At 41.2% G+C, this 26687-nt stretch carries 22 protein-coding genes and 1 pseudogene; 8 read left to right on the forward strand and 15 right to left on the reverse strand.

The window, feature by feature from the left end:
- Window positions 1–78: 78 nt before the first annotated feature.
- A complete protein-coding gene (locus tag DXC01_RS09330; RefSeq protein ID WP_118698791.1) occupies window positions 79–984 on the reverse strand; it encodes an AraC family transcriptional regulator in 906 nt (301 codons plus the stop codon).
- 194 nt (window positions 985–1178) lie between these two features.
- On the opposite strand from DXC01_RS09330, the gene DXC01_RS20600 reads away from it, so the two are divergent.
- Complete coding sequence (locus tag DXC01_RS20600) at window positions 1179–1391, forward strand: mATE efflux family protein (RefSeq protein WP_022213196.1); 213 nt, start codon at window positions 1179–1181, stop codon at window positions 1389–1391.
- Window positions 1375–2337, forward strand: coding sequence for an MATE family efflux transporter (locus tag DXC01_RS09335; RefSeq protein ID WP_243111588.1), 963 nt, complete (start codon window positions 1375–1377; stop codon window positions 2335–2337). Before DXC01_RS20600 ends, DXC01_RS09335 begins: the two co-directional genes overlap by 17 nt.
- A 4-nt stretch (window positions 2338–2341) precedes the next feature.
- On the opposite strand, the pseudogene DXC01_RS09340 reads toward DXC01_RS09335, so the two are convergent.
- Together DXC01_RS09340 and DXC01_RS09345 are read right to left on the reverse strand one after the other, a co-directional pair.
- Window positions 2342–2917: pseudogene (locus tag DXC01_RS09340) on the reverse strand (ABC transporter substrate-binding protein); the annotation flags it as partial.
- Window positions 2892–4841 carry a recombinase family protein gene (locus tag DXC01_RS09345; protein ID WP_118252215.1) on the reverse strand — a complete coding sequence of 650 codons (1950 nt, stop codon included), beginning with the start codon at window positions 4839–4841 and terminating at the stop codon, window positions 2892–2894. The pseudogene DXC01_RS09340 and the gene DXC01_RS09345, both read right to left, overlap by 26 nt.
- Before the next feature lie 190 nt (window positions 4842–5031).
- Between DXC01_RS09345 and DXC01_RS09350 the strand changes: the two genes are divergently transcribed.
- From DXC01_RS09350 to DXC01_RS09360, 3 genes are all read left to right on the forward strand, one after another.
- Entirely contained in the window at window positions 5032–5352 is a 321-nt protein-coding gene (locus DXC01_RS09350) for a TfoX/Sxy family protein (RefSeq protein WP_118252216.1), read from the forward strand.
- A gap of 109 nt (window positions 5353–5461) precedes the next feature.
- Window positions 5462–5941, forward strand: coding sequence for an MGMT family protein (locus DXC01_RS09355; RefSeq protein WP_117998174.1), 480 nt, complete (start codon window positions 5462–5464; stop codon window positions 5939–5941).
- 225 nt (window positions 5942–6166) lie between these two features.
- A complete protein-coding gene (locus tag DXC01_RS09360) occupies window positions 6167–7348 on the forward strand; it encodes an IS256 family transposase (protein ID WP_243002366.1) in 1182 nt (393 codons plus the stop codon).
- 195 nt (window positions 7349–7543) lie between these two features.
- Here DXC01_RS09360 and DXC01_RS09365 read toward each other — a convergent pair whose 3' ends face one another.
- The 4 genes from DXC01_RS09365 to DXC01_RS09380 form a co-directional block, all read right to left on the reverse strand.
- Window positions 7544–7735: a hypothetical protein gene (locus DXC01_RS09365; protein WP_044924790.1), complete on the reverse strand. Its 192-nt coding sequence runs from the start codon at window positions 7733–7735 to the stop codon at window positions 7544–7546.
- A 76-nt stretch (window positions 7736–7811) separates the two neighbouring features.
- On the reverse strand, window positions 7812–8786 hold the full coding sequence (mobV, locus tag DXC01_RS09370; RefSeq protein ID WP_118252218.1) for a MobV family relaxase: 975 nt from the start codon (window positions 8784–8786) through the stop codon (window positions 7812–7814).
- A 113-nt stretch (window positions 8787–8899) separates the two neighbouring features.
- The gene (locus DXC01_RS09375) at window positions 8900–10273 is read right to left on the reverse strand and encodes a DNA primase family protein (RefSeq protein ID WP_303321400.1); all 1374 of its coding nucleotides are present in this window, start codon (window positions 10271–10273) and stop codon (window positions 8900–8902) included.
- Window positions 10248–10868, reverse strand: a complete 621-nt coding sequence (locus DXC01_RS09380; protein ID WP_005422095.1) for a CHC2 zinc finger domain-containing protein — start codon at window positions 10866–10868, stop codon at window positions 10248–10250. The genes DXC01_RS09375 and DXC01_RS09380 overlap by 26 nt, the downstream gene beginning before the upstream one ends.
- A gap of 325 nt (window positions 10869–11193) precedes the next feature.
- Between DXC01_RS09380 and DXC01_RS09385 the strand changes: the two genes are divergently transcribed.
- The 3 genes from DXC01_RS09385 (at window position 11194) to DXC01_RS09395 (ending at window position 14241) form a co-directional block, all read left to right on the forward strand.
- Complete coding sequence (locus DXC01_RS09385) at window positions 11194–12033, forward strand: helix-turn-helix domain-containing protein (protein WP_005422097.1); 840 nt, start codon at window positions 11194–11196, stop codon at window positions 12031–12033.
- Window positions 12034–12361: 328 nt separating this feature from the next.
- Window positions 12362–13111 (forward strand): hypothetical protein, encoded by a 750-nt coding sequence (locus DXC01_RS09390; RefSeq protein WP_005422101.1) that lies wholly within the window; start codon window positions 12362–12364, stop codon window positions 13109–13111.
- Between the two features lie 191 nt (window positions 13112–13302).
- The gene (locus tag DXC01_RS09395) at window positions 13303–14241 is read left to right on the forward strand and encodes an Abi family protein (protein WP_005422103.1); all 939 of its coding nucleotides are present in this window, start codon (window positions 13303–13305) and stop codon (window positions 14239–14241) included.
- Between the two features lie 33 nt (window positions 14242–14274).
- On the opposite strand, the gene DXC01_RS21460 is transcribed toward DXC01_RS09395, so the two are convergent.
- The 8 genes from DXC01_RS21460 to DXC01_RS09430 form a co-directional block, all read right to left on the reverse strand.
- Window positions 14275–14913, reverse strand: coding sequence for a ParA family protein (locus DXC01_RS21460; RefSeq protein WP_442857730.1), 639 nt, complete (start codon window positions 14911–14913; stop codon window positions 14275–14277).
- Between the two features lie 66 nt (window positions 14914–14979).
- Window positions 14980–15288, reverse strand: coding sequence for a ParA family protein (locus tag DXC01_RS21465; protein ID WP_442857731.1), 309 nt, complete (start codon window positions 15286–15288; stop codon window positions 14980–14982).
- 136 nt (window positions 15289–15424) lie between these two features.
- Window positions 15425–15895 carry an ABC transporter substrate-binding protein gene (locus tag DXC01_RS09405; protein ID WP_118252250.1) on the reverse strand — a complete coding sequence of 157 codons (471 nt, stop codon included), beginning with the start codon at window positions 15893–15895 and terminating at the stop codon, window positions 15425–15427.
- Window positions 15896–15999: 104 nt separating this feature from the next.
- Entirely contained in the window at window positions 16000–18333 is a 2334-nt protein-coding gene (locus DXC01_RS09410; RefSeq protein ID WP_118698793.1) for a transglutaminase-like domain-containing protein, read from the reverse strand.
- A gap of 15 nt (window positions 18334–18348) precedes the next feature.
- Complete coding sequence (locus DXC01_RS09415; RefSeq protein ID WP_118698794.1) at window positions 18349–19518, reverse strand: DUF58 domain-containing protein; 1170 nt, start codon at window positions 19516–19518, stop codon at window positions 18349–18351.
- 6 nt (window positions 19519–19524) lie between these two features.
- A complete protein-coding gene (locus DXC01_RS09420; RefSeq protein WP_118698795.1) occupies window positions 19525–20466 on the reverse strand; it encodes an AAA family ATPase in 942 nt (313 codons plus the stop codon).
- On the reverse strand, window positions 20463–24944 hold the full coding sequence (locus tag DXC01_RS09425) for a leucine-rich repeat protein (RefSeq protein ID WP_118698796.1): 4482 nt from the start codon (window positions 24942–24944) through the stop codon (window positions 20463–20465). Before DXC01_RS09425 ends, DXC01_RS09420 begins: the two co-directional genes overlap by 4 nt.
- Window positions 24941–26656, reverse strand: a complete 1716-nt coding sequence (locus DXC01_RS09430; protein ID WP_158583627.1) for an ATP-binding protein — start codon at window positions 26654–26656, stop codon at window positions 24941–24943. The genes DXC01_RS09425 and DXC01_RS09430 overlap by 4 nt, the downstream gene beginning before the upstream one ends.
- Window positions 26657–26687 lie beyond the last annotated feature (31 nt).

Genomic DNA, 26687 nt, shown 5'->3' on the forward strand with positions numbered 1-26687 from the left:
CTCCTGCGCTTTCATCTCGGTAATTGAATTGCCGAGGATTCCCGCTTATTATCCTAAATATTTTTTTAAAGCTTTTACCTACAATCTATTATTTTTCAGGGAATTGTACTCTCCCGGGTTGCAGCCGAATCTTTTGCGGAAGGCGCTGGCAAAGCGGCTGGGGTTGCTGAAGCCTGCCAGTTCTGCGATCTGGGTCATGGAATACTGCCCGCTCTGTACCAGGGGGAAGCTTTTGTTGACGCGGTATTCTTCCAGGTATCCGGTGATTGTTTTTCCGGTCATTTTTTTGAAAAGACGGCAGCAGACTTCTCTTGATAAGTGAACCTGGTCTGCCAGTTCCTGGAGGGAAATTACTTCTGCAAAGTGGAGGTTGAGATAGTTCAGCATCTTTTCCAGACGTTCCAGTTCCTGCTGATTGGCTGGAATAAATTTTGTCAATTCCTGTCTGTGAGCATACAGGATCATGCTGAATACTTCGCACAGAAGCCCCTTGATCTTTAACTCGTAACAGAATGATTTCTGATCAAAAACAGTTTCCACCTGGTTCAGTTTCTGCAGGATTTCTTTTCCATTTTCGTCTGCTTCTGTCAGATGAATGCAGGGAACTGCTGAATTTTGCAGAAACGGCCGGAAACAATTCCGCTCGACATCGCTGCCGAAATCACCATACAGAAAATCCGGTCTTACAAGGATCGTACTGTACAAAGCCCTCTCGTTCCTCGGAGAACTGCAGCTGTGCGGCACATTTCGATTCAGCAGAAGCCCTTCTCCCGGTCTGACCCTGTAACTTTTCTGATAAACCTGATAAATTGCCTCGCCTTCTCTTGGGAGACTGATCTCCAGATCATTATGCCAGTGGATGGGAACATTTTTGCCTTCAAATGACCATAGATCATCATGATTTACTGTCATGGGAAAGGTTTCTGTTCCGTGTGCTTCAAGTTCTCTTCTTGTACTGTCTACCAGGATTTTTCTTTTTGCCATCTTGTAGTTCTCCAGCTTCTGTTGTTTTTTCCGCTTCCGAATTAAAATAAGCTCTTAATTATCATAAATAAATTCGATGATCTGGTCAATATCTGTATCAGAAACAACAATACCAGAATCGTATTTTACCATGTATTTCTCTATAATGAGGCGTGCAATAAAAAGCACGCAAACTACTATAAGGAGGTTTTCTTATGTCCAGACCAAAATCAAACGAAATGGATCTCACCGTCGGAAATCCGTTCTGGTCATTGTTAAAATTTGCTGTTCCGGTCATTCTCGGAAATCTGTTCCAGCTTTTTTATACACTCGCTGACTCTGTGATCGTCGGCAAGACTCTTGGTGCTGACTCTGATCTGCTGTCTGCTGGCTCACCAGATTCTCAGATGGATGCAGATCCCGGATGACATCTCCGGAGAAGCTTATGATTATATGTTCGTGGTCCTTCTCGGAACGGGCGCTACTGTTTTTTACAATATGATCTCAAACATGCTCCGTGCACTTGGTGACAGCAAAACTCCACTTTATTTCCTGGTGTTTTCTTCTGTTTTGAATATTTTTCTGGATATCCTGTTTATTGTACCGTTCCATATGGGTGTTGCGGGAGCTGCATGGGCTACGATCCTTTCACAGTTTCTCTCTGCCCTGTTCAGTCTGATCGTCAGGCTGAAAAACTTTCCGGTACTGCATCTGCGCCGTGAAGATTTCCACGACCTGGGAGGAATGATCGGACTACATCTGAAAACGGGATTTCCTATGGGATTCCAGATGTCTGTCATGTGTATCGGACAGCTCGCCATGCAGACTGTCGTAAACTCCCTTGGTACTGCTGCAGTCGCCGGATATACGGCTGCTTCCAAGGCAGATCAGGTTTCAGTTCTTGTGAATAATGCCATGATGACTGCTATTTCCAACTATGTTGCCCAGAATTTCGGTGCGGGCAAAAGTGACCGTATACGTCAGGGTGTGCGGGCTTGTCTGATCCAGACAGAAACGCTCAATCTTATTATGTGCGTCGGCATTCTGCTCCTGCGTCATCCGATCGTGCAGATGTTCCTGTCCGATCCTACGAAGGAAATTTATCATTATTCCGATATGTATCTGACTGTTGTTGCACCGTTTTATTTTATCCTAGGGCTTCTTGCTGTTTACCGGACTTCCATCCAGAGTATGCAGAATGGGCAGGCTCCTTTTGCTGCCTGTATGATCGAACTGGTCATGCGTATCGCCGCTACCGTTGGTCTCTCCGGCATGATCGGATACACTTCTGTCTGCATCGCCAGTCCTCTCGCATGGATCGGAGCCTGCTCCCTGCTGATTCCGGTTTACTACAAGATGATGCGCAGAGCTTAACTGTTTATTTTTCTGCCGCCTTCTCGGCGTATTCTGTTGTTACGAGATCTTCATATGCTACTCGTTCATTCAGTTCACTGGCATCTTCGAGGATGTCTTCCAGGAGTTCAAAACTCTCTTTTTCGAAGATAAGATTGGATTTCCAGGTATCCTGATCATAGTAACGTTTTACGATAGTCGTAACTGTGTCGAGGTCAGTTTCTGCAAACTGTGGTGCAATGACTTTCGCGATTTCTTCCGGGGTGTGAGTCTGGACATATTCCATGCCTTTCTGGAGAGCATTTGTGAATTTCTGGATGACTTCTGGATTTTTTTGCATGTAACTGGTCTTTGCACTGTAGGAAGTGTATGGAACATAGCCGGAATCTACTCCGAGCGAAGCAACAACATATCCTGCGCCTTCTTTTTCCAGTGCAGTCGCAGACGGCTCAAATTCTACGGTAAAATCTGCTGAAGCATCACCTGTAAAAGCCGCCGCCGTGGAACCGAAATCAATGCTCTGGTCGATGGTCAGGTCTTTCTGCGGATCCAGTCCGTTTTTACGTAGAATGTATTCAAAGACCATTTCCGGCATGCCGCCTGTCGTCACTAATACCATGTAAATAATCATCTGCTAGATGTTTCGCAGTGGTTTCTGCTGATACATCCGGCAGATAGTCTTTGGTAAGCTGCGTGATTTCTTCTTTTGACTTTACAATATTGTATGGCTTCAATGGATTATCTGTGACTTCAAGAATTCCAAGTTCCTTCATCAGCTCAATATATGGAAGGATACTCTGTTTTGTTTTCTTGAATCCCAGATCAGTAATATGCTCTGACAAATATTTTGCAGAAGAAAATCCACGTTCATCCTCAGCAATCAGTTTCATCACAATCGCAATCATGGTATTTTCTCTTCGGTTCATTTCATCAGCAGGACTGTAACTAATCAGATTAGACAAGCCGTATTTCAGTGTAATTTCCGGCATCCCGTCTTCGTCCACTACGATTTTTTCAATCAGAAGTTCAATATCTCTTCGGTCAAGGCTGCCTCCTGCAATGATTTTATCTACCACCTCAAGAGCATTTTTTAGTTTATCCTTTACATCAGGCGTTTCTATGGCAGTTTCATTCAGTTCTTTTATCTGCATTTCCAGACCATGAATTTGAGCAAATAAGTCTTTCTGCATAGAATCATACGTTTCATTGATTAAATCTTCATTTCCTGCAGCGACAGCCAGATCTTTTACTTTTTGGGTAAGCAGAACTTTCAGTTGACTTTTTCGCTCATTGATAGCTGTGTGCAGTTCCTGCCGTTTTTCCGCTATTGTTTTTTTCTCTGCTTCAAAATCCTTTAAATCATAGGTAGAAATAACTTCACAGAGAGCATTTCGACACATCTTGATATAAGTCAGAACATCTTCCATCAGATCATCTTCTTCAATTAAATGTGCTTTGGAGCAATAACGTCTGCCTTTGGTGTTATAAGTGGTACAGATGTAATATTTCCGTTCCTTGCTGGAAGTTTTGCGTTTAATTGGTGTAAGGCGGCTGCCACAGTCTTTACAGAACAGGCAACTGCCAAAAGGATTCGGAATCTCTGAGCCAAGCCACTGCCCCCGGCTTCCCCGATAATTGGTACGGTTACGTTTTCCCTTTAATTCCTGTATCAACGCAAAGGTAGCCTTATCAATAATTGCTGGGTGATGATTCTCAAAAATACATTGTTCTTCCTTTGGCACACGTTTATCTTTTCCATGAACCGTATTTCTTGCACGTTTTTTCAAACGAAAAGTACCAATGTAAAAATCATTATCCAGTATTTCTTTTATCATAGCATCAGACCATTTAGAAGCTACCTGTCTTTTGGACAATCTACCTTCTTCTATTTCACGTTCACGCTGTATCATAGATGGAGTCGGTGCCCCCTGCTCAGTCAAATATGTGGCAATTTTACGATATCCCGAACCAGATAAATATAAGTCGTAAATCTTTTTAATATATTCCGCTTCTTTCGGTACAATTTCCAGAACAGTTTTATCTTTTTCATTACGGCAATACCCAAACGGTGGTCTGGTAATCAGTGTTCCTTCTTTTTGTCTGGCTCCAATGGCACGTTTGATTTTCTTACTGGTGTCTTTTACATATCGCTCATTAAACCATGTTTTAATGCCAATCGTATCGTCACTGGAATCCATAGAATCATAATTATCGTCAATCACCACTAGATGCTTTCCACGTTCCTGAAATTCGTCCAGAAGCAAAAGAACCTTTGCATTGTGTCTGCCAAGACGTGAAAAGTCTTTAACATATACGGTATCAATATCTTTATCCAGATCAGCCATCATCTGCTGAAATCCCGGTCTGTCAAAGATATAGCCGGAAATGCCATCATCTTCATACCAGCGGTCAATAACCACACCATGATCTGTTGCATACTGGTTGATAATCAGCTTCTGATTTTCTATGGAAACATAATTCCTTTTATCATCGTCTCTGGAAAGACGGACATATCCTGCATTCATAGATGTTCCTTTCTTTAAATGTAAATATAATTATTATGCTCTATGTAATTATATTATATATTTAAAACTGGAAGATGTATATAGAAAAATCTTAAGATTATTAAAAACAGATAGTATTAGACATTTTTGTTGATTGCGGAAACAGGCAGAATTTGATACAATTTTAGAAATAACAATTTGAGGAGGAAATATGGCATCAAGCAAGGAATACTTAGAGTTTATTTTAGGGCAGCTATCTGAGTTAGAAGAAATTACTTATCGAGCTATGATGGGAGAATTTATTATTTATTATCGTGGCAAGATTGTAGGCGGTATCTATGATGATAGATTACTTGTTAAACCAGTAAAATCAGCAATTAATTATATGCCGACAGCTCCGTATGAATTACCCTATGGGGGAGCAAAAGAGATGTTGTTGGTAGATGAAGTTGATAATAAGGAATTTTTGACAGGCTTGTTTCATGCAATGTATGATGAACTGCCAGCCCTAAAACCGAAAAAGAAGAAATAGACAACTTCCTGTTTTGGTAACTGATAAATCGGGAGTTGTCAAGTTTTTCAAACAGCCTCATTGCATAGGAATGCCAAACAGATTATCCTTAAAGTAGGAGGTGGCAGAAATGGCAAACGAAGATAAAAAAGATTTTAATGCTATGTTGCACGATAATAAGGATATGCCCAAATTTCAAATTATTACAGACCAGAAAAGCATTGAAAAATATGGTGGCAGTAAAATGTATTTTGCACCGCCAATCGACTATGACAAAGTAATGAAAAAAATTCCGTATGGTAAAGTGATTACCGTCGGAAAAATACGAGAATACTTTGCAGAGTTAAGTGGTGCAGATTTTACAGAACCCATTACGGCAGGAATTTTTGTTTCTATTGTGGCATGGGCGAGTTATCAGCGTTCAGAAGATGAAACACCTTATTGGAGAACATTAAAAGCGAACGGAGAACTAAATGCTAAATACCCAAATGGTATTGAAGCACAAAAAGAAAAATTAGAAGCAGAAGGACACACCATTATTCAAAAAGGGCGTAAAAATGTACGATATTATGTAAAGGGCTATGAAAATTCCCTCTTTGATTTGAAGTAGGCTTTGGAACAATAGATGGTTACGCTTATAAGGATTATTGGACAATTGATAGATAACTTCAGGTTTGTATAATTAGAGCCTGTGAAAAAAACTCTGTAAATTCAACACAACAAAGGTCTTCTATGATAAAATATTAAAATCATAGGAGGCCTTTTATTATGGCAAACAGAAAGAAAGAAAGAAGTTTACAAACCAAAACCAATGACGGAAGGAAAGAGAAATCTTATTCAAGGATTACTCCAGGAGTATGATATCCAATCTGCGGAGGATATTCAGGATGCATTAAAAGATCTTCTTTCCGGAACAATTCAAGATATGCTTGAAACAGAAATGGATAATCATCTTGGCTATGATCGTTACGAAAGATCCGATGAGCCTAATTACCGTAATGGTAAAAAGTCTAAGACTGTTCGGAGTAAATATGGTGAATTTGAAGTGGATGTTCCGCAGGATCGTCAAAGCTCCTTTGAACCGCAGGTACTTCCTAAGCGTCAGAAAGACATTTCTTCGATTGATGACAAGATCATTGCCATGTATGCAAAGGGAATGACTACCAGGCAGATTTCAGAGACTATAGAGGATATCTATGGATTTGAAGTCAGTGAGGGTATGATATCTGATATCACAGATAAGCTTCTGCCGCGAATTGAGGAATGGCAAAATCGTCCATTATCACCTGTGTATCCAATTGTTTTTATTGATGCTGTGCACTTTTCTGTGCGGGATGACGGTGTGATCAGAAAGCTTGCCGCATATGTTGTCCTTGGGATTAATGAAGATGGAAAGAAAGAAGTTCTAAGCATTGTTGTTGGAGAAAATGAAAGCAGTAAATATTGGCTGTCTGTGCTGAATAGTTTAAAGAATCGTGGAGTTCAGGATATCCTCATTCTCTGTTCTGATGGATTGACTGGGATTAAAGATGCGATCTCTACTGCATTTCCTAAAACAGAACAGCAGAGATGCATTGTGCATATGGTAAGAAATACCCTTAAATATGTCGCAAACAAGGATATGAAAACTTTTGCGAAAGATCTGAAAACAATTTATACCGCAGCGAGCGAAGAAACTGCCAGAAAGCAGCTGGAAACTGTAACAAAGAAATGGTCCGGACAATACCCAAGTGCCATGAACCGCTGGCATGATAACTGGGATGCAGTCTCCCCCATCTTCAAATTTTCCAAGGATGTCCGTACTGCCTTTTATACTACGAATGCCATTGAATCACTGAATTCATGCTATCGTAGACTAAACAAGCAGAGAAGCGTATTCCCGAGTTCCCAGTCACTGATGAAAGCATTATATCTGGGCACTTTTGAGATTGCAAAAAAATGGACAATGCCGATCCGCAATTGGGGGAGAGTACGTGGTGAGCTGGAAATCATGTACCCTGACCGGATGGTGATATAACAATCCAAAGTGGAATGCCGGGAATAAATATACACCCAGATTTTTCTGGGTGCTCTTGACATGCCAGATTATTTTTGCTATTAAATAGACAACGGCTTAACCGCAGAAACCGCTGTTAAGCCGCCATAATTATCATAGAAGATCTAAATTTACAGAAAAAATTTCACACCGTCTATAATTAAAGCACTGGTTAAATCACACATTATCCCAGTGATTTTTGACCAGTGCTTTAATACCATCATGAATATTAGTGTTTGAATCTCCATCCAGAAATGTGACAACCCGAAAGCCGATGTCAGCATATTTCTTGCGTTCCGCTTCAAATTCTTCCTGTGACGGAAAATCGTTACGCCAGAGATAATACGTTGGCTTACGCAAGGCTATCACATCCTTTCTGTTAACTTTTCTATGATTATCATATAAAAAATGGACAGTTTTCGTGTCTGTCCACTTTAAAATCAATTTACCGTTCACGATCTGAATGGGTTAATTGTCCTCTTTTTGCCAGTTCCAGTATTTCTGGTGGAATACGTCCCATCAGCTTCTGGAGATTTTCATAATCGGCTCTGAGTCTGGCATCATCCATTTTCTTTCGTATACTGCTGGACGTTGCTTCTTTTACCTGTCTGCTTAAATCCTGTGTCTGCCTTTTTAATGATACATTATCTGACTTTAAGGAACTAATCGTCTTATCATATTTCCGAACCTGCGTCTGAAAGTTCTCTATTGCAGGAAAAAATTTCTGCAATAGTTCCACAGCTTTATCTGTATTTTTACCAGCATTAAAAATATTTGTACTTTCCAACAGATCAGTGATTTGCTTAGCCTGCCGGGTAAGATGCGCTGCTTCTTTAAAAAGTCGTGGTGGAATATGTTCACGTCCGGTCATGCTGGCGGCTTCTCCACGTTCCAGATCTGGATATTTTTCTACCATGTGTTTCCAGAACTCGTCCTGCCACCAGGTCAGCTTTTTCTTATTTCCAAGAATCTCTTTTGCACAAAGTCTTCCATCCTGAGTTATCGGGACAAAAGAAAGGTGCATATGTGGAGTTTTCTCGTCCATATGCACCACAGCCGAAAGGATTGTCTCTGAATCCTGATATTTCTTTATAAATTCCAAAGCTGTTTGGAAATACGCTCTGATTTCACTCTTTTTCTTACCTTTGAAAAATTCTGGTGTAGCGGTAATTAGAACTTCAACAACACGTACACTGTCTTTGCGTGTCCGGCATCCGTATTCTTCAATCAGTCGATTCGACTCTGCCCGGTACTTTCCGACTGGTTCAATCAAATGATAATTCAAATTTCCTCGACTGTTGTCTATATCCGGATTACTGGCATATTTTTCTTTTTTCCGTTCATTGTGAGCTTCAATATTGCTGATTTCAGGTCCTTTGTATTTTGCAAATCTTAAAATACCGTATTGTGCTTTTTGCATTTGTACTTCCTCCTTTCCCCAAAACAGGCTAACTGTCATATTATTTTGACAGCCAACCTGAAAAATATATAATGTGTAACTTACATTGAATTACTACGTACATACGTACCAGATTAATTTGTCCATTCTTTCGGTACGTACGTACACTGGGAATCGTCCATAAAACCATCTGTATAGAACGGCTTTGTAATAACCTTTACTCCCGTAAATCCCCATACTCGTCTCCCAGCAGAATTTTTTATTGTATTGCAATGTTCCAGATTATATTTTGCTTGAACAGCAATCATAGCATCTGAGAAACTACGATTTTTTAATGCAGTCATGGAATTTTCTTCACACCAGAGCCGATAGCTCTCATACAGTTCTTTGGAACTTGCACTTGCCTCTGCCTGAAAGCGAATATATCCTTCTGATTCTAAAAACTCCAGTACATTGTTGTTGTCCCGTTTCACATTTTCACGATTCGCCTTAATACGGGGACTTTCTGTAAATTTAAAATTCTGACGGACTAACCGTTGTAGTCCTTTAAACGCCCAGAGAAAAATACTTTCGGCTTCCTTCTTCATTTTTTCTGCCAGATAAGGATCATCTACACGATCAGCAGGTTTCTCCTTTGCTGTCAGTACTAATTGCCTTCGGTAAAATCCATCACTACGGTCATACAATGCCTGTAAATCTCCATTGCTGAATGCAAGCAGTCTGGAAAAAAGCCACCCCTGATAACTTTGCTTTCCTTTACGCTCTAAGTCCATTTTCCCCTGAGCAGTAACAATGGATTTCACATAACTGGTCTGTTTTAGGGCTTCCATTCGCATATCATCATCTACACACAATAAAATATGCTCAAGGTCAGCTCTAGCAAAGCGGTTTTCAGAAATTTTACCGATACTTCCGTCTTTCATATTTGAGCCTAACAGGCTGTTCAGAACAGCACCAATCTGTGATTTACCCTCTCCGCCATTTCCTTTTATAATCATCATCCGTTGTCCCTTGTTGCTTGGAATCAGGCAATACCCTATGAATTCCTGTAAAGTTGGAATATCTTCCGGGTAGAGCAGTTGATCTAAAAATGACAGCCATGTAGAAGCTTCTGGTGTATCTGGATTATAATTGACTGGAAGACGCATTCGTACAATATCTGGTTTTTCAGGGATAAATGTGCCATCTATATATATCGTTCCATTTGCAAGATGGATTTTATTGGCTTCTGGTGGAAAATCCTCTATATAAGCTGCCAGTTTCATAACTTCTAAAATATTTGTCACTTTGCGTGGAACATTGTTAATGGCATAATGTTTCAGACTTTCAAATATTTCCCCACGAAGGGGCAGATCATCAGTGACCCGCCCCTCTGGAGTAAAAAATGCATTGTTGGCAAAGAGTATTTTATGCGTATGGAGAAATTCTTCACAAAAGGCTGCTTCATTGATATTGGTTCCGTCAAACCAAACTGGATAATTACTAAGCTGCTTTTGCTTCTTCTGCATATACATCCTCCTCATCACGAGACCCTGAAAGATATTTCAAATCTTCCAGATAGCCTGTTTCTTTCATGGATTTTACAACTTCAAAGCCTTCTTCTTCATCTGCAAAGGTCAGATAATCTGCCAGATATTCGATATAACTCAGATTTTCACATGCTTCTTCAAATCGTTCGTCCATAGGTAAATCCGGTCGTTCTGGTGCATACAGTGCTTTCCATTTTTCCAGACGATGAAGATATTCGCATACCATTTTCTGGCATTCATGTAATTCTTTCTGTCTGCTTTTTGTTTCCATGTACTCGGGCTTTTTCAGAGCTGCTATTACTGGCGGATTATCTGGTGTAATACCAAAATCTACAGCAATTTTCTTGGCGGCTTCATAGTTACTCAGTCCAAATAGATTTGCAACAAACTGGATCACATCTCCGGTAGCACCACAGCCAAAGCAGTAGTAATAAGTTGTGTTTAGTTTCATACTTGGGTAATGGTCATTATGAAATGGGCAACAGATCATGTTGTTTCTTCCAATTTTCATGCCATAATATTCGGCAGCCTGTCCGACTGTTACAGTTTCTTTTATTGTTTCAAATAATCTCATTCTATTTTCCTCCTGATTTAAGTTTGAATTTAAAGCTGTGCCGTTTTATCCAGTTCCTTTCCTGACAGGCAACCCTTCTCGGCGCTGTGTCGTCTCTTTGTGAGCGCTCTTTTCTGATCAGAAAATCGTGGCGGTTTATAAAGTTCCGGAACGGTCATTTAGTTTTCAAGGTTCTGTCTGATCGATCATGTTGACAGTTTAGCATGAAAAAATCGCACCCCTGATTTATTCACGTACAATGAAAATCACGAATACGATTTGATAAAAAATTGCAAATTTGCACAGGCACAGATATAATGGAAGTAGTTTAGGAGGTGACGAAACAATGGGAAAATCTGATTTAATAGAAGATGAAACAAGTCTTGCATACCGATTGAGTAATTTGCGGAAAGACCATGATTTAAGCCAAAAACAGTTGGCTGATCAGCTTCATGTGACTCATTCACAAATCAGTCGTATAGAGAGCGGTGAAACAAAAAATCCTAATATAAGCATTGTAATAGATGCCGCCAGGTTTTTTCATGTTTCTACTGATTATCTGCTTGGAATCACTCAGATTACTTCACCCAAAAGTTATGATATATCGGAACTTAGACTGTCGGAAGAAGCGGTAACGAGACTGATTACCAGAAGAATAGATGTAGATATTTTAAACCGATTATTGGAACATGAACATTTTCCAAAATTATGTATTATGATTCGGAATTATTTTGATGATACCATTGCTGAGGGTATAATGGCACGAAATAAGGTCATTGATTTGGCTGTTGATCAACTGACTGATTTGATGACTGTAGAACCCTCAAAAAGAAAAGAGATTATAAAAGATAAGCAGTTTTTAAGCTCACAGAAATTAGGAGCAAATGAAGCAGACATTGAAAAAATCAAGATTCAGTTTATGGCAATATTACGTGATATTAAATCTAGTATGCAGAAAAAAGAACCAACAAAAGCGGTTGCTACAGCCGAAGCCGTACAGATGATTCGGGACGCATTGCCTGATAAGCCGGTTTCTGATATCACAAGTACTGACTTAGCAAATGCAGTAGCTTTTTATATGGGACAGACAACCGATCTGAATGACGAAGGACTTGCAATGGTACAGAATTTGGCAAAATATATTTGTGATAATAGCGTGCAAGAAAAGAATTCAGAGAATAGCTGACGTAAGCATGGATATACCTTTCTTCAAATGTGGCATCGTCTGAATAACAGCATCGTCATGCTAATATTCAGACTCAGTTCTGTACTTTCAGGTAACTCCTTTACGGAGTACCTTTCAGCACAGAATGCCGGAAATTGGAGATAATCGCAAGGATATAGAATTTCTTTCCGGCAGCCACAATTTCATAAAGGTATAACACACTAGACTTTCCTGACGGAAAATCGTGTGCCAACAGGGATGCTACTCGCCCCTATTGGATGACCCAGAGTAACTAATATGAATATCAACAGTTTCTCATTATAATAAAAAATACAAGCTTGGAGAATATATGGAACTTGACAAAAATAAATTACTAATAAAACAATTACCGCCAACAATTTATATAAAAAATTTTATAGATGGGCATCCAGCTAATTATGAAGATTTTTTAACGACATTTATCAATTCTTCAAAACTTGTCACTTGTAAGGGCAATCAAGCATTTATTTTAAGAAAACATGAAGAGCAAAATCATGGAGAAGCAGACATTTTTAATTCTTTTTATGATTTAGATTTTAAAATTATGGTCGATACTAAATATATGGAAGCCAGACGCATGTTAAGCCCTACTATAACTGAATTTTGTCCTGGGGTAGTAGGAAAAGGTCCTTCACGATTAAAAGGAGAACGAAAAGTTTATGATATAATCAAGTGCTTTCGTTCTATGAATATAGACGATTTAATTAAAATAGAAAAAGGGCTCATTAAGCTTCCAGAAGGAAAAACAATAATACAGGTATTAAAAAAAGTCTCAGTAAATAAGAATATGTTATTGTTTTTACCATATGATTATTGTTTTGAAAATACTTCTACAAACGCAGAAGTTGCTAAGTTTATAATCGATTGTATTTCAGAAGATTTACAATGTTTGCTCGAATATAGACATTTAAAAGTATGTAAAGATACTTATCTTTCGTTTATATCAAAGGAATGCTTTGTTATTGCACAAGAAAAAGATAATGTGTTGCATTATTATGATATGATAAAGACAAGCCAAAGCAATTTATATACTTATCTATATGAAACCGGAAAAGCTTAATAATAGTACATAAAAATAATCAGATTGAATACAATCTAAATAAAGATAATTTCTGATTGACTTTCTTAGTTATATCAGTTATATTATCTTTAGTGATCAGATTGCAGAAACTTGAGAAGCCTGCGATCGGGGGAGGGTGCCGAGGCCCCTCTCCTTTTTCTTTATCTGGAACATTTTGCAGCGAGGTACATATGAGCAAACCGTTTATTACATATACCGCACAGGTTGAAAAACTGAAAAATGAAAAAAATCTAGTTATTACAGATGATGATTTTGCGGTAGAATCCCTGCAGAATATCAGTTACTATGCATTAATTGGCGGATACAAACATCCTTTTATTGATATTCATACTCGCAAATACATTAATGAAGCATGTTTTGAAAATATAGTTGCTCTTTATGAATTTGATGAAGAGTTACGTGGAATATTCTTTAAATATTTATGTCGCGTAGAAAGAAAAATGCGTTCGTCCATTTCTTATCACTTCTGTAGAAAACATGGTGAACGTCAAGAAGAATATCTTAAATCCAATAATTACGGCAATATTCCAAAAAATAAATATGGAATTACTAAATTAATCAAAATGCTAGATATGATGGCTAATAAAAACAAGGATCATGAATATCTTGTTTATCAGCGTAACAAATATCATAATATTCCGTTATGGGTGATTATGAATACCCTTACTTTTGGTCAGATATCCAAAATGTTTGAATTCTTACCTCAAAATATGCAAGGAGCAATTTGCCAGGATTTTGGAAATGTCAAGAAAAATGAAATGATAAAATATTTGAAGGTATTAACACTGTACCGAAATGTATGTGCTCATAACGAAAGGTTGTTTTCCTATCACACATATATTGACATTCCAGATACATTGTTACATAAAAAATTAGGCATTTCTAAAAATGGTTCAAAATATATATATGGAAAAAATGACTTGTTTAGCGTAGTCATTACTTTTCGTTATCTACTTCCAAAGACCGATTTTTTACTGTTTAAAAAGCAATTATTGCATATTTTTGACCGATATGAAAAGCAGAATTCAAATTTGAAATTAAATGATCTTTTTGAATATATGGGGTTTCCGATTAACTGGAAAGAGATAACAAAATTCCGCAAAATATAAGTGGAGATACATCAATGGTATCTCCACACTTGTTTAATTTGTTAAAGCGATAATTGTTTTTGCTAATGTTTCAAAGGTAACACTAAAATCATCTCTATTACGTTTCATATTTTCCCAGACACTCCCCGTCTTTTCAACTTGTTCTTGCGTCAACTCAAAAACAGGTGTATTGTTCATTTGTGATTGAGCAATTAGACTATTAAAATCTGCAATATTTATTAAATTGTAATTAGTTCTTTTTTGAATAAGCATTCCATTTTCATCCAATACAGGAACTAATTTTTCTGCAACAATTTTATTAATATCGTCAATCCATTCTGAAAATGCTTTTACCGGCGAGCCATTTCGCGGGCGGTATCGCTGTTGTATAGTACCTAGAAATTTAGGTACAGTATCATTCATCTTGTAAATTGCGTTTTTAAAAACTTCTGCTTTTCGCAAATTATCATAAGTAGAACACCATTTAGGAAACACTTTAATAAGTGATTCTATGGCCATATAGCAAAAATAATCTGGGGCACATGGAATAATAAAAAAATCACTTCCCATCAAAATGTTGGCATTTGTGGCAGATATGCTTGGACTCATGTCAAGTAAAACAAAATCCAAATGATATTTTTCACTAGTCATAGTGATTAATTGTCTTAATGCGCCAGGAACATTTTGTAACACAACTAAAGATCCTGTCATATTTTCAGCAATATTGTATGTTGCGTCATATTCAGAAAACTCTATATGTCAAGGAAGTAAAAATAGATTTTCGTTGTGCTCAAATTCATAACAAGTTGTCGCTTCAAGCGGCCTCATTTCATTATTGAGAACCGGTGATAGTGCTGATTTTATATTATAATTATTTGCTTCATAAAACTGTGTTAACTTATTTTCCTTATCGGCATTTAAGCATAATCCTGTAAGGTTACATTGGGGATCAGTATCTATCATCAATGTTTTGTATCCCAATTCGGCTAATTTCCAGCCCAAATGAAACGTAGTAGTGGTTTTACTGACCCCACCTTTGTTATTAAATAATGCAATTATTTTTGCCATAAAATGGTTTCCTCCTAAGTGTAAAGATATATTCATTATAAATCAATATCCTCATAATCAAAAGAGATATTTTATTTAAGAGATGTACTATTCAACCCATCCACCCAATTACACAAAATCACAATCGTCTCATAATTTACATTGATGTATGTACGCCACCCTTGCGACCGCCGAGAACTTTCTTTCCTTTCAGGTCTTCCCATTTGAAGTCAGGCATTTCTTCCCTTGCCACAAGGAAGTTTCCGGCACGCTGAGTAAGCTGCGCAAAGTTCACTGCCGGGTCAGTCGCACCTTCCTGGTATGCATAAATGGATGCTTCTGCTCCCATAAATCCGATATCTGCTTCACCGGAGATCAGAGCAGTCAGAACTTTATCTGCACCAAAACCCGTCACCAGTGTCAGATCCAGACCTTCCTCTGCAAAATATCCCTCTTCGATTGCCACATACTGCGGCGCATAGAAAATCGAATGCGCTACTTCATTCAGTGTAACCTTCGTAAGCTTCTCCTCTTCTCCATCTTTCTTCGCAGCAAATACTCCCATCGGCAGTGCCGTCACCGCCAGAACCACTGCTGCTGCCAGTGAGATCCATTTTTTATTTTTCATGCAGATACTCCTTTTGAAACTTCTGCTGTTAGAGTATGCACAAAACAAAAAAATGTTCTCGGTACAATATTTTATTGCAAAATAATAATATTCTCTTCCCTGTTCTACTTCCTGTTCATCCATACATAGGTGTATCTTCGTCTCAGCCAGGCTCTCCTGTCCATGAATTTCTGACTGGTCAGAAGTTTATTCAGGAAACTGGTCACGGTTCGTTCTTCATGAGGTTCCAGTTCGATCTCACCATAGATCACTTTTTCGATCAGATTGCAGACACGGGTATACTCTCCCGATTCGATCTCTTCAAAAAAGTCTGCAATAAGCCTGTCTGTTTCCTCTGTATTCCATCCCAGCCGTGCCCTGATACCCACAAGTGCCAGATAACTGTAGATCTTTTTCTCTGTTCTCAGTATTTTTTCTCTCGGTGAAGCTCCCCTGTCTGCTTTTCTGTCAGTCCACAGGCAGACATTTCTTATCACTTCGCACACTATGATCACCGCTACAAAAAGGATAAGCAGTACTGCCACGATCCCAAGGCAGATCGCACCAACATCACGTGCGGCCCTGGTAAGTCTCTCACGGGCACTTTTGCCGCCTGCTCCATCCAGACCGGTTACCTCCTGTGAGCCAAAAGAATTATCTTTAAGCACAGCATTCTTCTGTGCGACATCCGGCGTACTTACCATCTTCTGAAGAGTAACTGCATCATAATAGTATCCCGGTGTCACATCCAGCGGAAGCCATCCGATTCCATCAAAATATGCTTCTGCCCACGCATGCGTGTTTTCCCCGGTAAGGATGATCTCCTCACTCTGGCTGTTCTTGAGATCTGATTCCGAAATATAGTATCCTTCCACATATCTTGCAGGGATTCCATGGACTCTCAGTGCATCTACAGCTGCGGAAGCATACAGCATTGCATTTCCTCTCTGCGATCCTGTAAGGAAATATCTCACAAGGTCTTCTCCATCCGGAACTTCCTCTATATTCTCCGTATACTCAACGTTTTCTTTCAAGACATCTCTGATGCGGCAGATGGAACTGTAAATCCCATCACTGTCTGACTCGTAATCATCCCAGAACATCTGCTGGACCAGATCGCGTGTTTCGGGATCCACATCACGGTAAGTATCATAAACAAAGGCACGGTAAACAGCTTCCGTCTCACTGTACTGCTTCTGTTCTACTGATTCCGGTGTACTCACCCAGGGCTCTGTCACCATTAGTTCTGCCGGTCTTGTTCCGGAAGTTTCTTCTATCGTATAATTCCGTGCAGCAAAAAAACCTTTGTTACAAAATCTGATGTCTTTATCCTCAGTCAGTTTTCCTTTTTTGATATCTTCCACAGCTGCCGGTGTATATACATAGTAACGTGAAGCTCCGGTCACCCGGATCTGGATCTCATTTTTGTCTGGATTTTTTTCCTCATCACTATGAGCATAGTAATCTGAAATCTGGCAAAGCGGATCAAATGAATTTTCCTCAAGCCAGCCCAGCATTCCAGCATTCTCACCGCCATAGACAGCATCTGCCGGTTCTTCCCAGACTCCATCTTCATAAACAGATCCGACGAAACCTCGAAGATACAGTGTTTTCTGCTGCTCTGTCTTTAACTTAAGCATCTCCCTGGCATCCGCCTTAAGTTCGGATGCCAGATACAGATTTCCTTCCGGCAGTGTATCCTCTCCATATCGGATCTTGTGTATCTCTTCCTGTACAGATTCACGAAACTGACTGACTGCCAGAATTTCCTCCTCTGATACGACTCTTCCGAATATGCAGAAAACGATCAGGACTCCAATTGTCCAGCCCGCCCTGTTTCTTGTAAAAATCATCTCATCATCGGACACACACATTCCACAAAGAGCCGCAAACAAAAATCCACAGGCTGCAGGATTCAGTACCCCGCACAAAAGCTGCAGGATAACCCACAGAATGCAGAAAACATTTGCCAGCAAAAGATGTCTCCCATCTGCCAGAAACCAGGAGATCTCAGCTACTGCCAGGACAAGGATCAATGTAAAAACAAATGCATCATGCATGGACGCCTGCACAGAAAATAATGCCAGACCGCCCGCATTCGCAGTATTCCACTGGCTGATCAGCATATTGATCCATGCCTGTGCGCCTGTCCAGCCTCCACGAAAAGCTCCTGTAAAGACCAGAAGCACGATCCATGGCAGTCCTGCAATTGCCGTGGCAAACCGCATTCTCTCTCTCATGATCTCAGCCAGAACACAGCACAAAATCCCTGCGCCTGCCGTCAGGATACATACAGGCAGCGCGGATAACTGTCCCTTCCAGCTTTCTCTTATGACAAGAAAGATTCCGCCCGTCAGAAGAAGTGCCAGAAATGTGATCCATATGATATTTTTGTATCTGTTTTGATTCCGGTCCATATAAAGTCTCTGAACAGGAATCTGTTCTTTTTTATTTCTCATTCTCTCTTCTGATCCTTAACATATGATACGATACGTATCTTTTTTATTGTCTGCCGGAATCTCCACAATCTGACAGGTTCCATTTTTGCTGGCCTTCACAGTAGTGCTGTCCTGAACCGCATTCAAGACGGTAATACTGATCTTTCCATCCAGAAGACTTAAATTCTGATCATATTTCCCTGCGGAAAGGATCAAAAGCCTTGTGAAATATTTCTCCATACGTCCTGTCGCAAAATATTTCAATCCGTCTCCACCGTTATCCTGGATCCGGCAGGCAAGCCACTGTGTCAGCATCTTCTGATAGTCACTTTTATTCCTGATCTCCGTCAGATGTAGACCATTTGGACCTGGAAAAGCAATACAGAAAGGAACTCCTTTCATGATAAACTGCTGTCCGACTGCCACTCCAATCCCGACTGCCGCATTCACTTCCCTGGCTGAAACTGTCTCTCCAAGCTGTTTACGTCCAAAATCCGGAAGGATTACAACATTGTAGTGAGAAGGATCGCTGGCTTCCTTAAGGATCAGTGTGTCGGTCTTACTGGAAAGTTTCCAGTGGATCGAGCGTATATCATCTCCTGGCACATATTCACGGATATCAAAGATCTCGCTCAGATCATTTCCCTTGCGGTTCTGGATCATTCCTTCCTCCTGCGGTGCACCCGCCATGTTTTTGTCCAGTTCCACACGGATATCCATCGTTTCCGGATAAATGACTGTCCGAATTGCCCTGGGCTTTTTCCCTCCGGCCCTGAACAGTTTGAACAGGTCAAAAATCCAGATATTCTGACATTCTATACAGGTTTCTCCACAGAAATCTGTTTCTGCCGGAATCTCAAAATGGTTTCTGCGGCCACTGAGACTCATCAGAAACTTCCTGTGTTCTACTGTATCAAACATTTCATTCCTGATCTCCAGTTCTGCCATTACATAACCCGCCGCATGAAAAAAATGTTCAGAACTGATATCCACAGACAGAAAAACTTCCTGTCCTTCCTTAACTGTCGGCGCAATTGTCAACACTGTCTCGATACTCCGGATATCCCTTCGAAGGAACAGATACATTGCCACAGCAAGCGTCATAAGCAGAACGACCGAATAAAGCATAAAAGGTCTGCTGTAAGCAAACAGCAGTATCATACATCCTGAAAAAGCAAGGATATAACCTAACCGATTTTTCCACATATCTGCTTACCTTTCTTCTGCTGATGCAGGTCTGACTTTGGTAAGGATATCTTCCAGAAGCGCCCTTGCTGTGACTCCCTCCACCTGTGCCTGTGGACGCATGACCAGTCTGTGGGCACAGACATCTGCAAATACATTCTGCACATCCTCCGGGATCACATAATTTCTTTCGTTCAGGACAGCACTTGCCTTTGCCATCTTCACCAGAGCAGAAACACCTCGCGGTGAGATACCCAGTTCTACCAGCGGATGTTCTCTCGTCTCTTCGCAGAGAAGAATTGCATATTTCAGCATGCTGTCTGTCATACGGACAGAAGTAAGATAATTCTGGACTTCCAGGATATTCTGTGCACTTGTCACAGTCCTGAGATCCAGAAGCGGATTACTGTAGCGCTGCGCGTTGATGATCTTCATCTGGTTCTCGAGTGTCGGATATCCAATGGAAAGGCACACCATAAAGCGGTCAAGCTGTGATTCCGGAAGCGGCTGTGTTCCGGCAAAACCAAGCGGGTTCTCCGTCGCAATACATACAAATGGAACCGGAAGTTCATGCGTCACACCATCAAGGCTGATCGTATGCTCTTCCATAACCTCAAGAAGTGCCGCCTGAGTCTTTGGAGAAGTTCGGTTAATCTCATCAGCAAGAAGAAGCTGGCAGTTTGCAGCTCCTTCTCTGTATTCAAACTGATTCTTTTCTCTGTTGTACATATTAAAGCCTGTGATATCTGACGGCAGCGTATCTGTGGTAAACTGAATACGCTTATTACTCAGTCCCAGAACCTTGGCAAACGCCAGGGCCAGGGTTGTTTTGCCTACACCGGGACAATCTTCCAGAAGGACATGTCCACCCGCGTAGATCGTCATCAGCACTTTTTCGATGATATTATTCTTGCCAATGAACGCTTTGTTTACTTCTTCTATGATTTCTCTGGATTGTTCAACGATCATTCCTGTATTTCCTCCTCATTTTCCACAGATCCTTCTACGTCAGTCTCTGCTTCTGGTTCTTCATCTTCTGATGTATCTTCTGTATCTTCTATGTCTTCTGGTCCGTCATCTTCTGAATTATCCTGCTCCGGATCTGATACAGTCTCATCTTCTGCTGGAATTTCGAAGGATATACTGTCGTCTGTTTCCTCTGTTTCCTGTGTTTCTTCTGCTTCTTCCTCAACGTTCGGGATTTCATTACCGGACAGTTCTTCACCCAAAGTATCAGTCTCTTTCTTCTCTTCTTTCGGATCAAGTCCCATCATCACGCGAATCCTGTTTTCTGCCGGAAGGAGACGCCTGGATATTTCTTTGTCGATTTCTTCATCTGTCGGAGCTGTTCCATCCTCGCCTGTCAGATCATTTATGACAGCCTGTTTTACCGCATCCAGATCTGCATAACCAGCCAGCGCATAACGCCATTCCTCAATATAGTTTGCCTCACAGCCTGCCGGTACATGGATTTCAAGCTTACTGTCATCCACACCAAAACTGTATTCTGTATCATCTGAACTTCTCTGAAGCTTAAGCGGTGTCTCACTCTGGAAATTAAGAACCAGTTTCTCTGAATTCACACCAGAGAAAGTATTTTCGCTGATTCCGATGACAGTAGACGGAATCGTTACAGAACTCAGGTTGCTGCATTTTGAAAACGCTCCTGACGCAATGTAATTTACGGAAGTTGCCAGTGGAAGTTCCATTTTCTCTTTTTCGGCTGCAATGTCCAGATTCTGTATATAGGACGGTGCACCGATCAGTGTCACCTCATAATCACCGGAATTGTAACGATACGGGTAAAAATCTGTTGGCTCTGTCACCTGTTCTGCTCCGAGCATGGTACGGATATTATTCTCGGATTCGAGAAGTCTCTGCTCCAGAATACTGTCAATCTGTTCATCCGGCAGGAACTCCCATGTATCCCAGTCAATAAATTCCCACTGAAGGTCGGACCACATACGAAGATAAGCGGTGTCGCTGCCCAGCTCATAATATCCGCAGAACAGATAACGCCACTTTTTGGCAAAAGCAGCCTCATTGCCCGCCATCACATGAATCTTAATGTGTTCCACTTCTTCCTCTCTGGTCCAGTAACTGTTAAAATGGAACGGCTGTGTTCCATAAATGGAAAGTTCCGGTTCTCCTCCGGTAAATATGATATCTGTCAGAGAAGAACATCCATCAAAAACATTCGCATACAGATAACTGTTTAATCCAAACTCTCCTAATGTCACAGAGGTAAGAGAACTGCATCCTGCAAAAATGCCTTCCGCAAACTGAATACTGTATCCCGGTACCACTGCTGATGTAATGTTCTTACAGCCGGCAAATACGTCAGAACTGACAAACGGATTATCCTGGAGAATAACATCTCCTCCAAGCTGTGAATTCGCAAATGCCCCCGGGTCAAATGCCCAGAGTCCCCAAAGTTCCTCCCAGTTCAGTGTAAAACTTCCACTCTCGGAACATGTTTTTTCCATGGCATAGGAAAAAATCTCCTGTGTCGTCCATGGCAGTTCTACCTGATCTGCCATCGTGAGTCCGCTTCGAATAGCAAGCCACGGACTTCCGTATTCATTCAGGCCATACAGCATTCTGCCTTCGCCGCCAATATCCACGATATCGTATCCATAAACACCGGAATCTTCCGTAAAGTTTACGCATCTTGCAGAATATCCATCAGCATTCGTCGGTACATATACCATGCTGTTCCCGGCAGAATCATGAAGTTCCGGTACTGAGTCATCTTCCAGATAACCCGTCATTGCATTGGATGCAAGAAATCTGAGCGAATCACAGTTTTCAAATGCCATATTCCCAATCGTAATTGTATCCTTGTTATTGATCAGCACGCCCTGAAGTGATGTACATCCTTTAAATGCCTGATATCCGATATTGTCGACACTTTCCGGAAGGATCGCCCAGATAAGCTCTGTACAGTTTTCAAATGCATTATCATCAATCGCATTAATTGTCAGTACTGTTCCGTCCGCAGCAGTCACTGTACCGTCAAAATATGTAATATCCTTTGGTGCCTCGATCAGAACTGTCTCTTCTTTATCATTCCGGATCGTGCTGCTGTAGATATAGCCTTCTGTAGAAGTTCCAAGCAGTTCTACAGAAATTTCCGGTGACGCGCCGGCTTTCTGAAGCTGTTCCTGCACAGAATCATACTGTTCCTGAGAGTAACAGCGGATTATCTCTATCCGACTGTCGGACAGACATTCTGCCTCCAGCTCCACTGTACTGCCGTTTCCTGGCATAATAAGGGTCGAAGTCCCTTCCACACCCTCAAATGCTCCATTCTGAATGACTTTTACACTGTTTGGCAGAACATAAGACGTTCTTCCTGTATTAAGGATCTTGCGGAGTTTTCTCTCATTACTTACAATTCCCTCATTCTGTACCGTATAAGTAATTTCAGGATTTTCTTCTGCTGCCACTGTATTATCATTTCCCTCTGCTGCCTTGTAATTCTGTTCAAGAAAAGCATTCAGAAGATTATCATCTATGATCGTCTTGCATCCATGAAGATTCTGATAGCTGATCTCCGGCATCAGATCCAGTGTCCTTGCCTCAAGATACAGTTCACTCAGATTGTTGTCAGCATTCAGGCTTACCTTTGTTACGGTTTCCGGCACAGTCAGTTTTTCCATTTTATGTGGAATTGCCAGGTAGCTGGTCTGATCTTTATTGGTCAGAACCCCTTCTTTTGTAGCAGAATAATTACGGTTTCCGGAGTTTACCAGATATCCCTGGTCTACATCCAGTCCGCCTTCTGTGTCCTCAATGTACAGAACCGTATCCGGAATTTCAAGGTAATCTGTATTCAGCCCGGCACCTGCATCAATAATAACTGCCTGTATGTATTCCGGAACACTCACCTTGCGGTACTGACGTTTATCAGTTCTAATATAATACGCTTCCTGTGCCTTGTCCGTAAATCCTGTGAGAGTCTGAAGATAACAGAGGTTCATGTACTGGTCGCCCACCTCATAGTTATCCGACATCCACTCATAGACAAGTTTGGCAGTATATCTGGAATCCAATGGAATTTTGTCTGCCGGTTCCAGAATGTGACGACCTTTTGTGACTTTATAAAGCCACGGCACCAGTTCCCCGTCTTCTTCCCATCCCGGAAACAGGCTGGTGAGCTGATTACCGGATATAATATTGTCCTGATAACGGAAAAGGTTGAAAATTTCTCCCAGTTCCGGATGCTGTTCTGTATTCAGAATATCATCTTCAAGAATCACCTGTTCTTCTTCATCAACCCGATTAGCGAGAACAAAGATACGGTTTCCCTTTGGAATGTAAGAAACCAGTTTCTTTTTCCAGTTGGAATCTTTGGCTGACATTCGGTATGATACACGGATGAGCATCTTTCCTTCTTCGAGGCCTTCCGGAATCGTTAACGGGAAATCTGTCTTCCAGCTCTGGCCGCCGTCAAACGAAACTGCTTCAATACGGATATACTTATCCAGTGCATCTGCTCCCCACAGATAACCGTTGCCGTCCTTGCCATATACCAGCGTATCCAGTGAATTATAGACATCCCTTTTTGTCACTTTCTGGTCTTCATAAAGGACACTTCCGCTGTTATAGCTGGACTGTTCAATTACAATACTTGTATTACTTCCGTCTTCTTTATCATCAGATGCCGGTGTCACCCCTTCTACATAAGGTTTGAATGTGATCAGACCGGTACCTCCTCCAATTGTCGGATTTGATTTCGTGGATTCCGGATCCTTGATTGAACTGGATGGTCTTGAAGGTGTAGTTGTTGGTGCTGGTGCCGTAGTCGGTGCCGGTGCTGAAGTTGGCACCGGAGTCGGCGTTGTCTTTGTTGTATTGTTTCCGGAACTGGAACCAGGAGTTTTGGTCGGTGAAGGGCTGTTGTTGTCTGTTTTGCTGTTATTCTTCTTAGTTCCTGAGGAACTTCCCGACTTATCTGTACCTGAAGAATTACTACTGCTGCTTCCATTTCCTCCATTCTGCGTGGTACCATTTAATTCTGTATCCGCTTTGGAAGGATCTTTGACTATGCTATAGGTTTCTTCCGGTTTCTGCTGTTCTTCCTCCTGCTGATCCTGCTTTGGAATATCACTTCCTGTATTCTCTCCGTCCAGAAGTCCTACTGCCTTTGTATTCACCTGTTCATTCTCAAACAGATAGTCCGCCTGGTCTTTGAGCTCGGTGCTTTCTTTTTCCTGATCGTCCTGTTTATCTTTGAGAAGACTGCTTTCTTTGCTATCGTCTTTCTTCTTACGGTCTACGCCAGATTCGTCACCGTCAAATACGACCTGATTCGTCTGGATCTCTTGGTCATTCTGAAACGGTTTGAAATCTGTTCCTGACTTATAAGCTGATGCCATGGCAACGGTGCCGGCTGCAAGAACCGGTACTATTGTAACAGCAAGTCCGATTTTTTTCTTGTTCATGATAGTCCCTTCTCTTTTTCTCTGAGGAATACTCCTATATTATGCTGCAATGCGGTGAAATCCACCGGTTTTGCATAATGTCCATTCATACCACTCTCAATGGAACGACGTTCGTCCTCCACAAAAGCATCTGCAGAAAGTGCAAAGATCAGTACACTCTTTGCATCCGCCCTGTTCATCTGGCGAATCTGTTTCGCTGCTGTCCGTCCATCCATGACAGGCATCTGCACATCCATAAGGATAAAATCATAATACTCTTCCGGATGTGCAGCAAAACGGTCAACTGCTTCCTGACCATTCTGTGCCAGATCGACTTCTGCACCCATCTGTTCCAGAATCTCCGTTGCGATCATGGCGTTGATATCATTATCCTCCGCAACAAGTATACGGCGTCCGGCAAAAGCATTGGTGTCTTCTTCCGGTTCTGCCTTGTGCTCTGAATTCTGTGTTCCTGTATCGCCCAGAGGTTCTTCTGCTGCCGGAAGATGCAGAAATACAGAGAAATCTGACCCTTTTCCCGGAGTACTTCTTACCACGATCTCTCCGCCCATCAGTCTGACCAGATTATCGGTGATCGCCATACCAAGACCGGAACCACCGTATTTCCTTGCAGTATCACTACTCTCCTGCTCAAATGGACGGAAAATACGGTTGATAAATTCCGGTTCCATTCCGATACCTGTATCATGGACACAGATCATAAGATCTGCCATTCCATCCTGAAGCATCATCTGGCGGAACGTAACTGTGATTTCTCCCCTGCGGGTAAACTTGATTGCATTGGAAAGGAAGTTAATGATGACCTGGCTGATTCTGAGTTCATCTCCGATCACATGATCTATGGTCATATCCTCAAATTTGATCTCATAGTGAATTCCCTCTGCTTCCAGATTCTTCGCGAACATATCGTAGAGCCGCCTGCCAAGATTTCTGAGGCTGAAACTCTTGTGTTCAAGTTCTACCTTGCCGGCCTCGATCCTGGACATATCCAGAATGTCATTGATCAGTGCCAGCAGATGCCCGGAAAGTTCTTCCGCCTTGGTCAGATAGGTGCGCGAAGGAGCATTGCTCTCAAGACTGCTTTCTGCCAGCGTAAGCATACCCATGATTCCATTCATCGGTGTCCGGATCTCATGGGACATACGATTCAGGAATGTTGTTTTGGACTGACTTTCTTCTTCGGCTTTGCGAAGCAGTTCCTCGTACTGTTCAATCTGGTTATGCTGCTTCGTGGTGTCTGTAAAAGAAAGAAGACTGTATCTGCCGTCAGATGCACTGCTCATGGACATCGTAAGCCAGATATCATTTTTCATAGGAAATTCAAAAATTTCTGTGTGTGTACCATCCCAGTTTCGGTAATGTTCCCAGATGCCATTCTGGTGTTCTCCGGTCTGGAGGTTATGATCCAGGCAGGTCACATCATTCTGAAGTTCCTGTAAACCAACTCCAAGAAGTTTCTCTGTCCCTTCTGTTGCATAAACCGGCATTCTGTCACTTTGCCGTATCACAACACAGGCTTCATTTTCTCTGAAATTTATTTCCTTAAGAAATACGCTCTCTCCACCCCGAAGTGTGGAACTGTTTTTTTGTTTATTCTTGTTTCGCCCTCTTTTTGCAAGCAAAAATACAGCCGCCAGTGCTTCTACGCTTCCAATTGCCACCAGCGGAAAGTAATTTCCAAGTATTGTCAGCAAATCTGCAATCTCATTCACTTTCTCACAATTCCCCCTGTTCCGCATGATC

Source organism: Blautia sp. OM07-19, from assembly GCF_003481595.1.
Taxonomy (GTDB): domain Bacteria; phylum Bacillota; class Clostridia; order Lachnospirales; family Lachnospiraceae; genus Blautia_A; species Blautia_A intestinihominis.

What these genes read in the sequence shown, in the direction of transcription:
- DXC01_RS09390 (WP_005422101.1), top strand. Translation starts at nt 12,362, where the DNA reads ATGGAACTTGACAAAAATAAATTACTAATAAAACAATTACCGCCAACA.
- DXC01_RS21465 (WP_442857731.1), bottom strand. Translation starts at nt 15,288, where the DNA reads ATGGCAAAAATAATTGCATTATTTAATAACAAAGGTGGGGTCAGTAAA.
- DXC01_RS09425 (WP_118698796.1), bottom strand. Translation starts at nt 24,944, where the DNA reads ATGAACAAGAAAAAAATCGGACTTGCTGTTACAATAGTACCGGTTCTT.
- DXC01_RS09375 (WP_303321400.1), bottom strand. Translation starts at nt 10,273, where the DNA reads ATGCAGAAGAAGCAAAAGCAGCTTAGTAATTATCCAGTTTGGTTTGAC.
- DXC01_RS09355 (WP_117998174.1), top strand. Translation starts at nt 5,462, where the DNA reads ATGGCAAACGAAGATAAAAAAGATTTTAATGCTATGTTGCACGATAAT.
- DXC01_RS09420 (WP_118698795.1), bottom strand. Translation starts at nt 20,466, where the DNA reads ATGATCGTTGAACAATCCAGAGAAATCATAGAAGAAGTAAACAAAGCG.
- DXC01_RS09350 (WP_118252216.1), top strand. Translation starts at nt 5,032, where the DNA reads ATGGCATCAAGCAAGGAATACTTAGAGTTTATTTTAGGGCAGCTATCT.
- mobV (WP_118252218.1), bottom strand. Translation starts at nt 8,786, where the DNA reads ATGCAAAAAGCACAATACGGTATTTTAAGATTTGCAAAATACAAAGGA.
- DXC01_RS09405 (WP_118252250.1), bottom strand. Translation starts at nt 15,895, where the DNA reads ATGAAAAATAAAAAATGGATCTCACTGGCAGCAGCAGTGGTTCTGGCG.
- DXC01_RS09410 (WP_118698793.1), bottom strand. Translation starts at nt 18,333, where the DNA reads ATGAGAAATAAAAAAGAACAGATTCCTGTTCAGAGACTTTATATGGAC.
- DXC01_RS20600 (WP_022213196.1), top strand. Translation starts at nt 1,179, where the DNA reads ATGTCCAGACCAAAATCAAACGAAATGGATCTCACCGTCGGAAATCCG.
- DXC01_RS09380 (WP_005422095.1), bottom strand. Translation starts at nt 10,868, where the DNA reads ATGAGATTATTTGAAACAATAAAAGAAACTGTAACAGTCGGACAGGCT.
- DXC01_RS09385 (WP_005422097.1), top strand. Translation starts at nt 11,194, where the DNA reads ATGGGAAAATCTGATTTAATAGAAGATGAAACAAGTCTTGCATACCGA.
- DXC01_RS09335 (WP_243111588.1), top strand. Translation starts at nt 1,375, where the DNA reads ATGCAGATCCCGGATGACATCTCCGGAGAAGCTTATGATTATATGTTC.
- DXC01_RS09415 (WP_118698794.1), bottom strand. Translation starts at nt 19,518, where the DNA reads ATGTGGAAAAATCGGTTAGGTTATATCCTTGCTTTTTCAGGATGTATG.
- DXC01_RS09330 (WP_118698791.1), bottom strand. Translation starts at nt 984, where the DNA reads ATGGCAAAAAGAAAAATCCTGGTAGACAGTACAAGAAGAGAACTTGAA.
- DXC01_RS09345 (WP_118252215.1), bottom strand. Translation starts at nt 4,841, where the DNA reads ATGAATGCAGGATATGTCCGTCTTTCCAGAGACGATGATAAAAGGAAT.
- DXC01_RS09395 (WP_005422103.1), top strand. Translation starts at nt 13,303, where the DNA reads ATGAGCAAACCGTTTATTACATATACCGCACAGGTTGAAAAACTGAAA.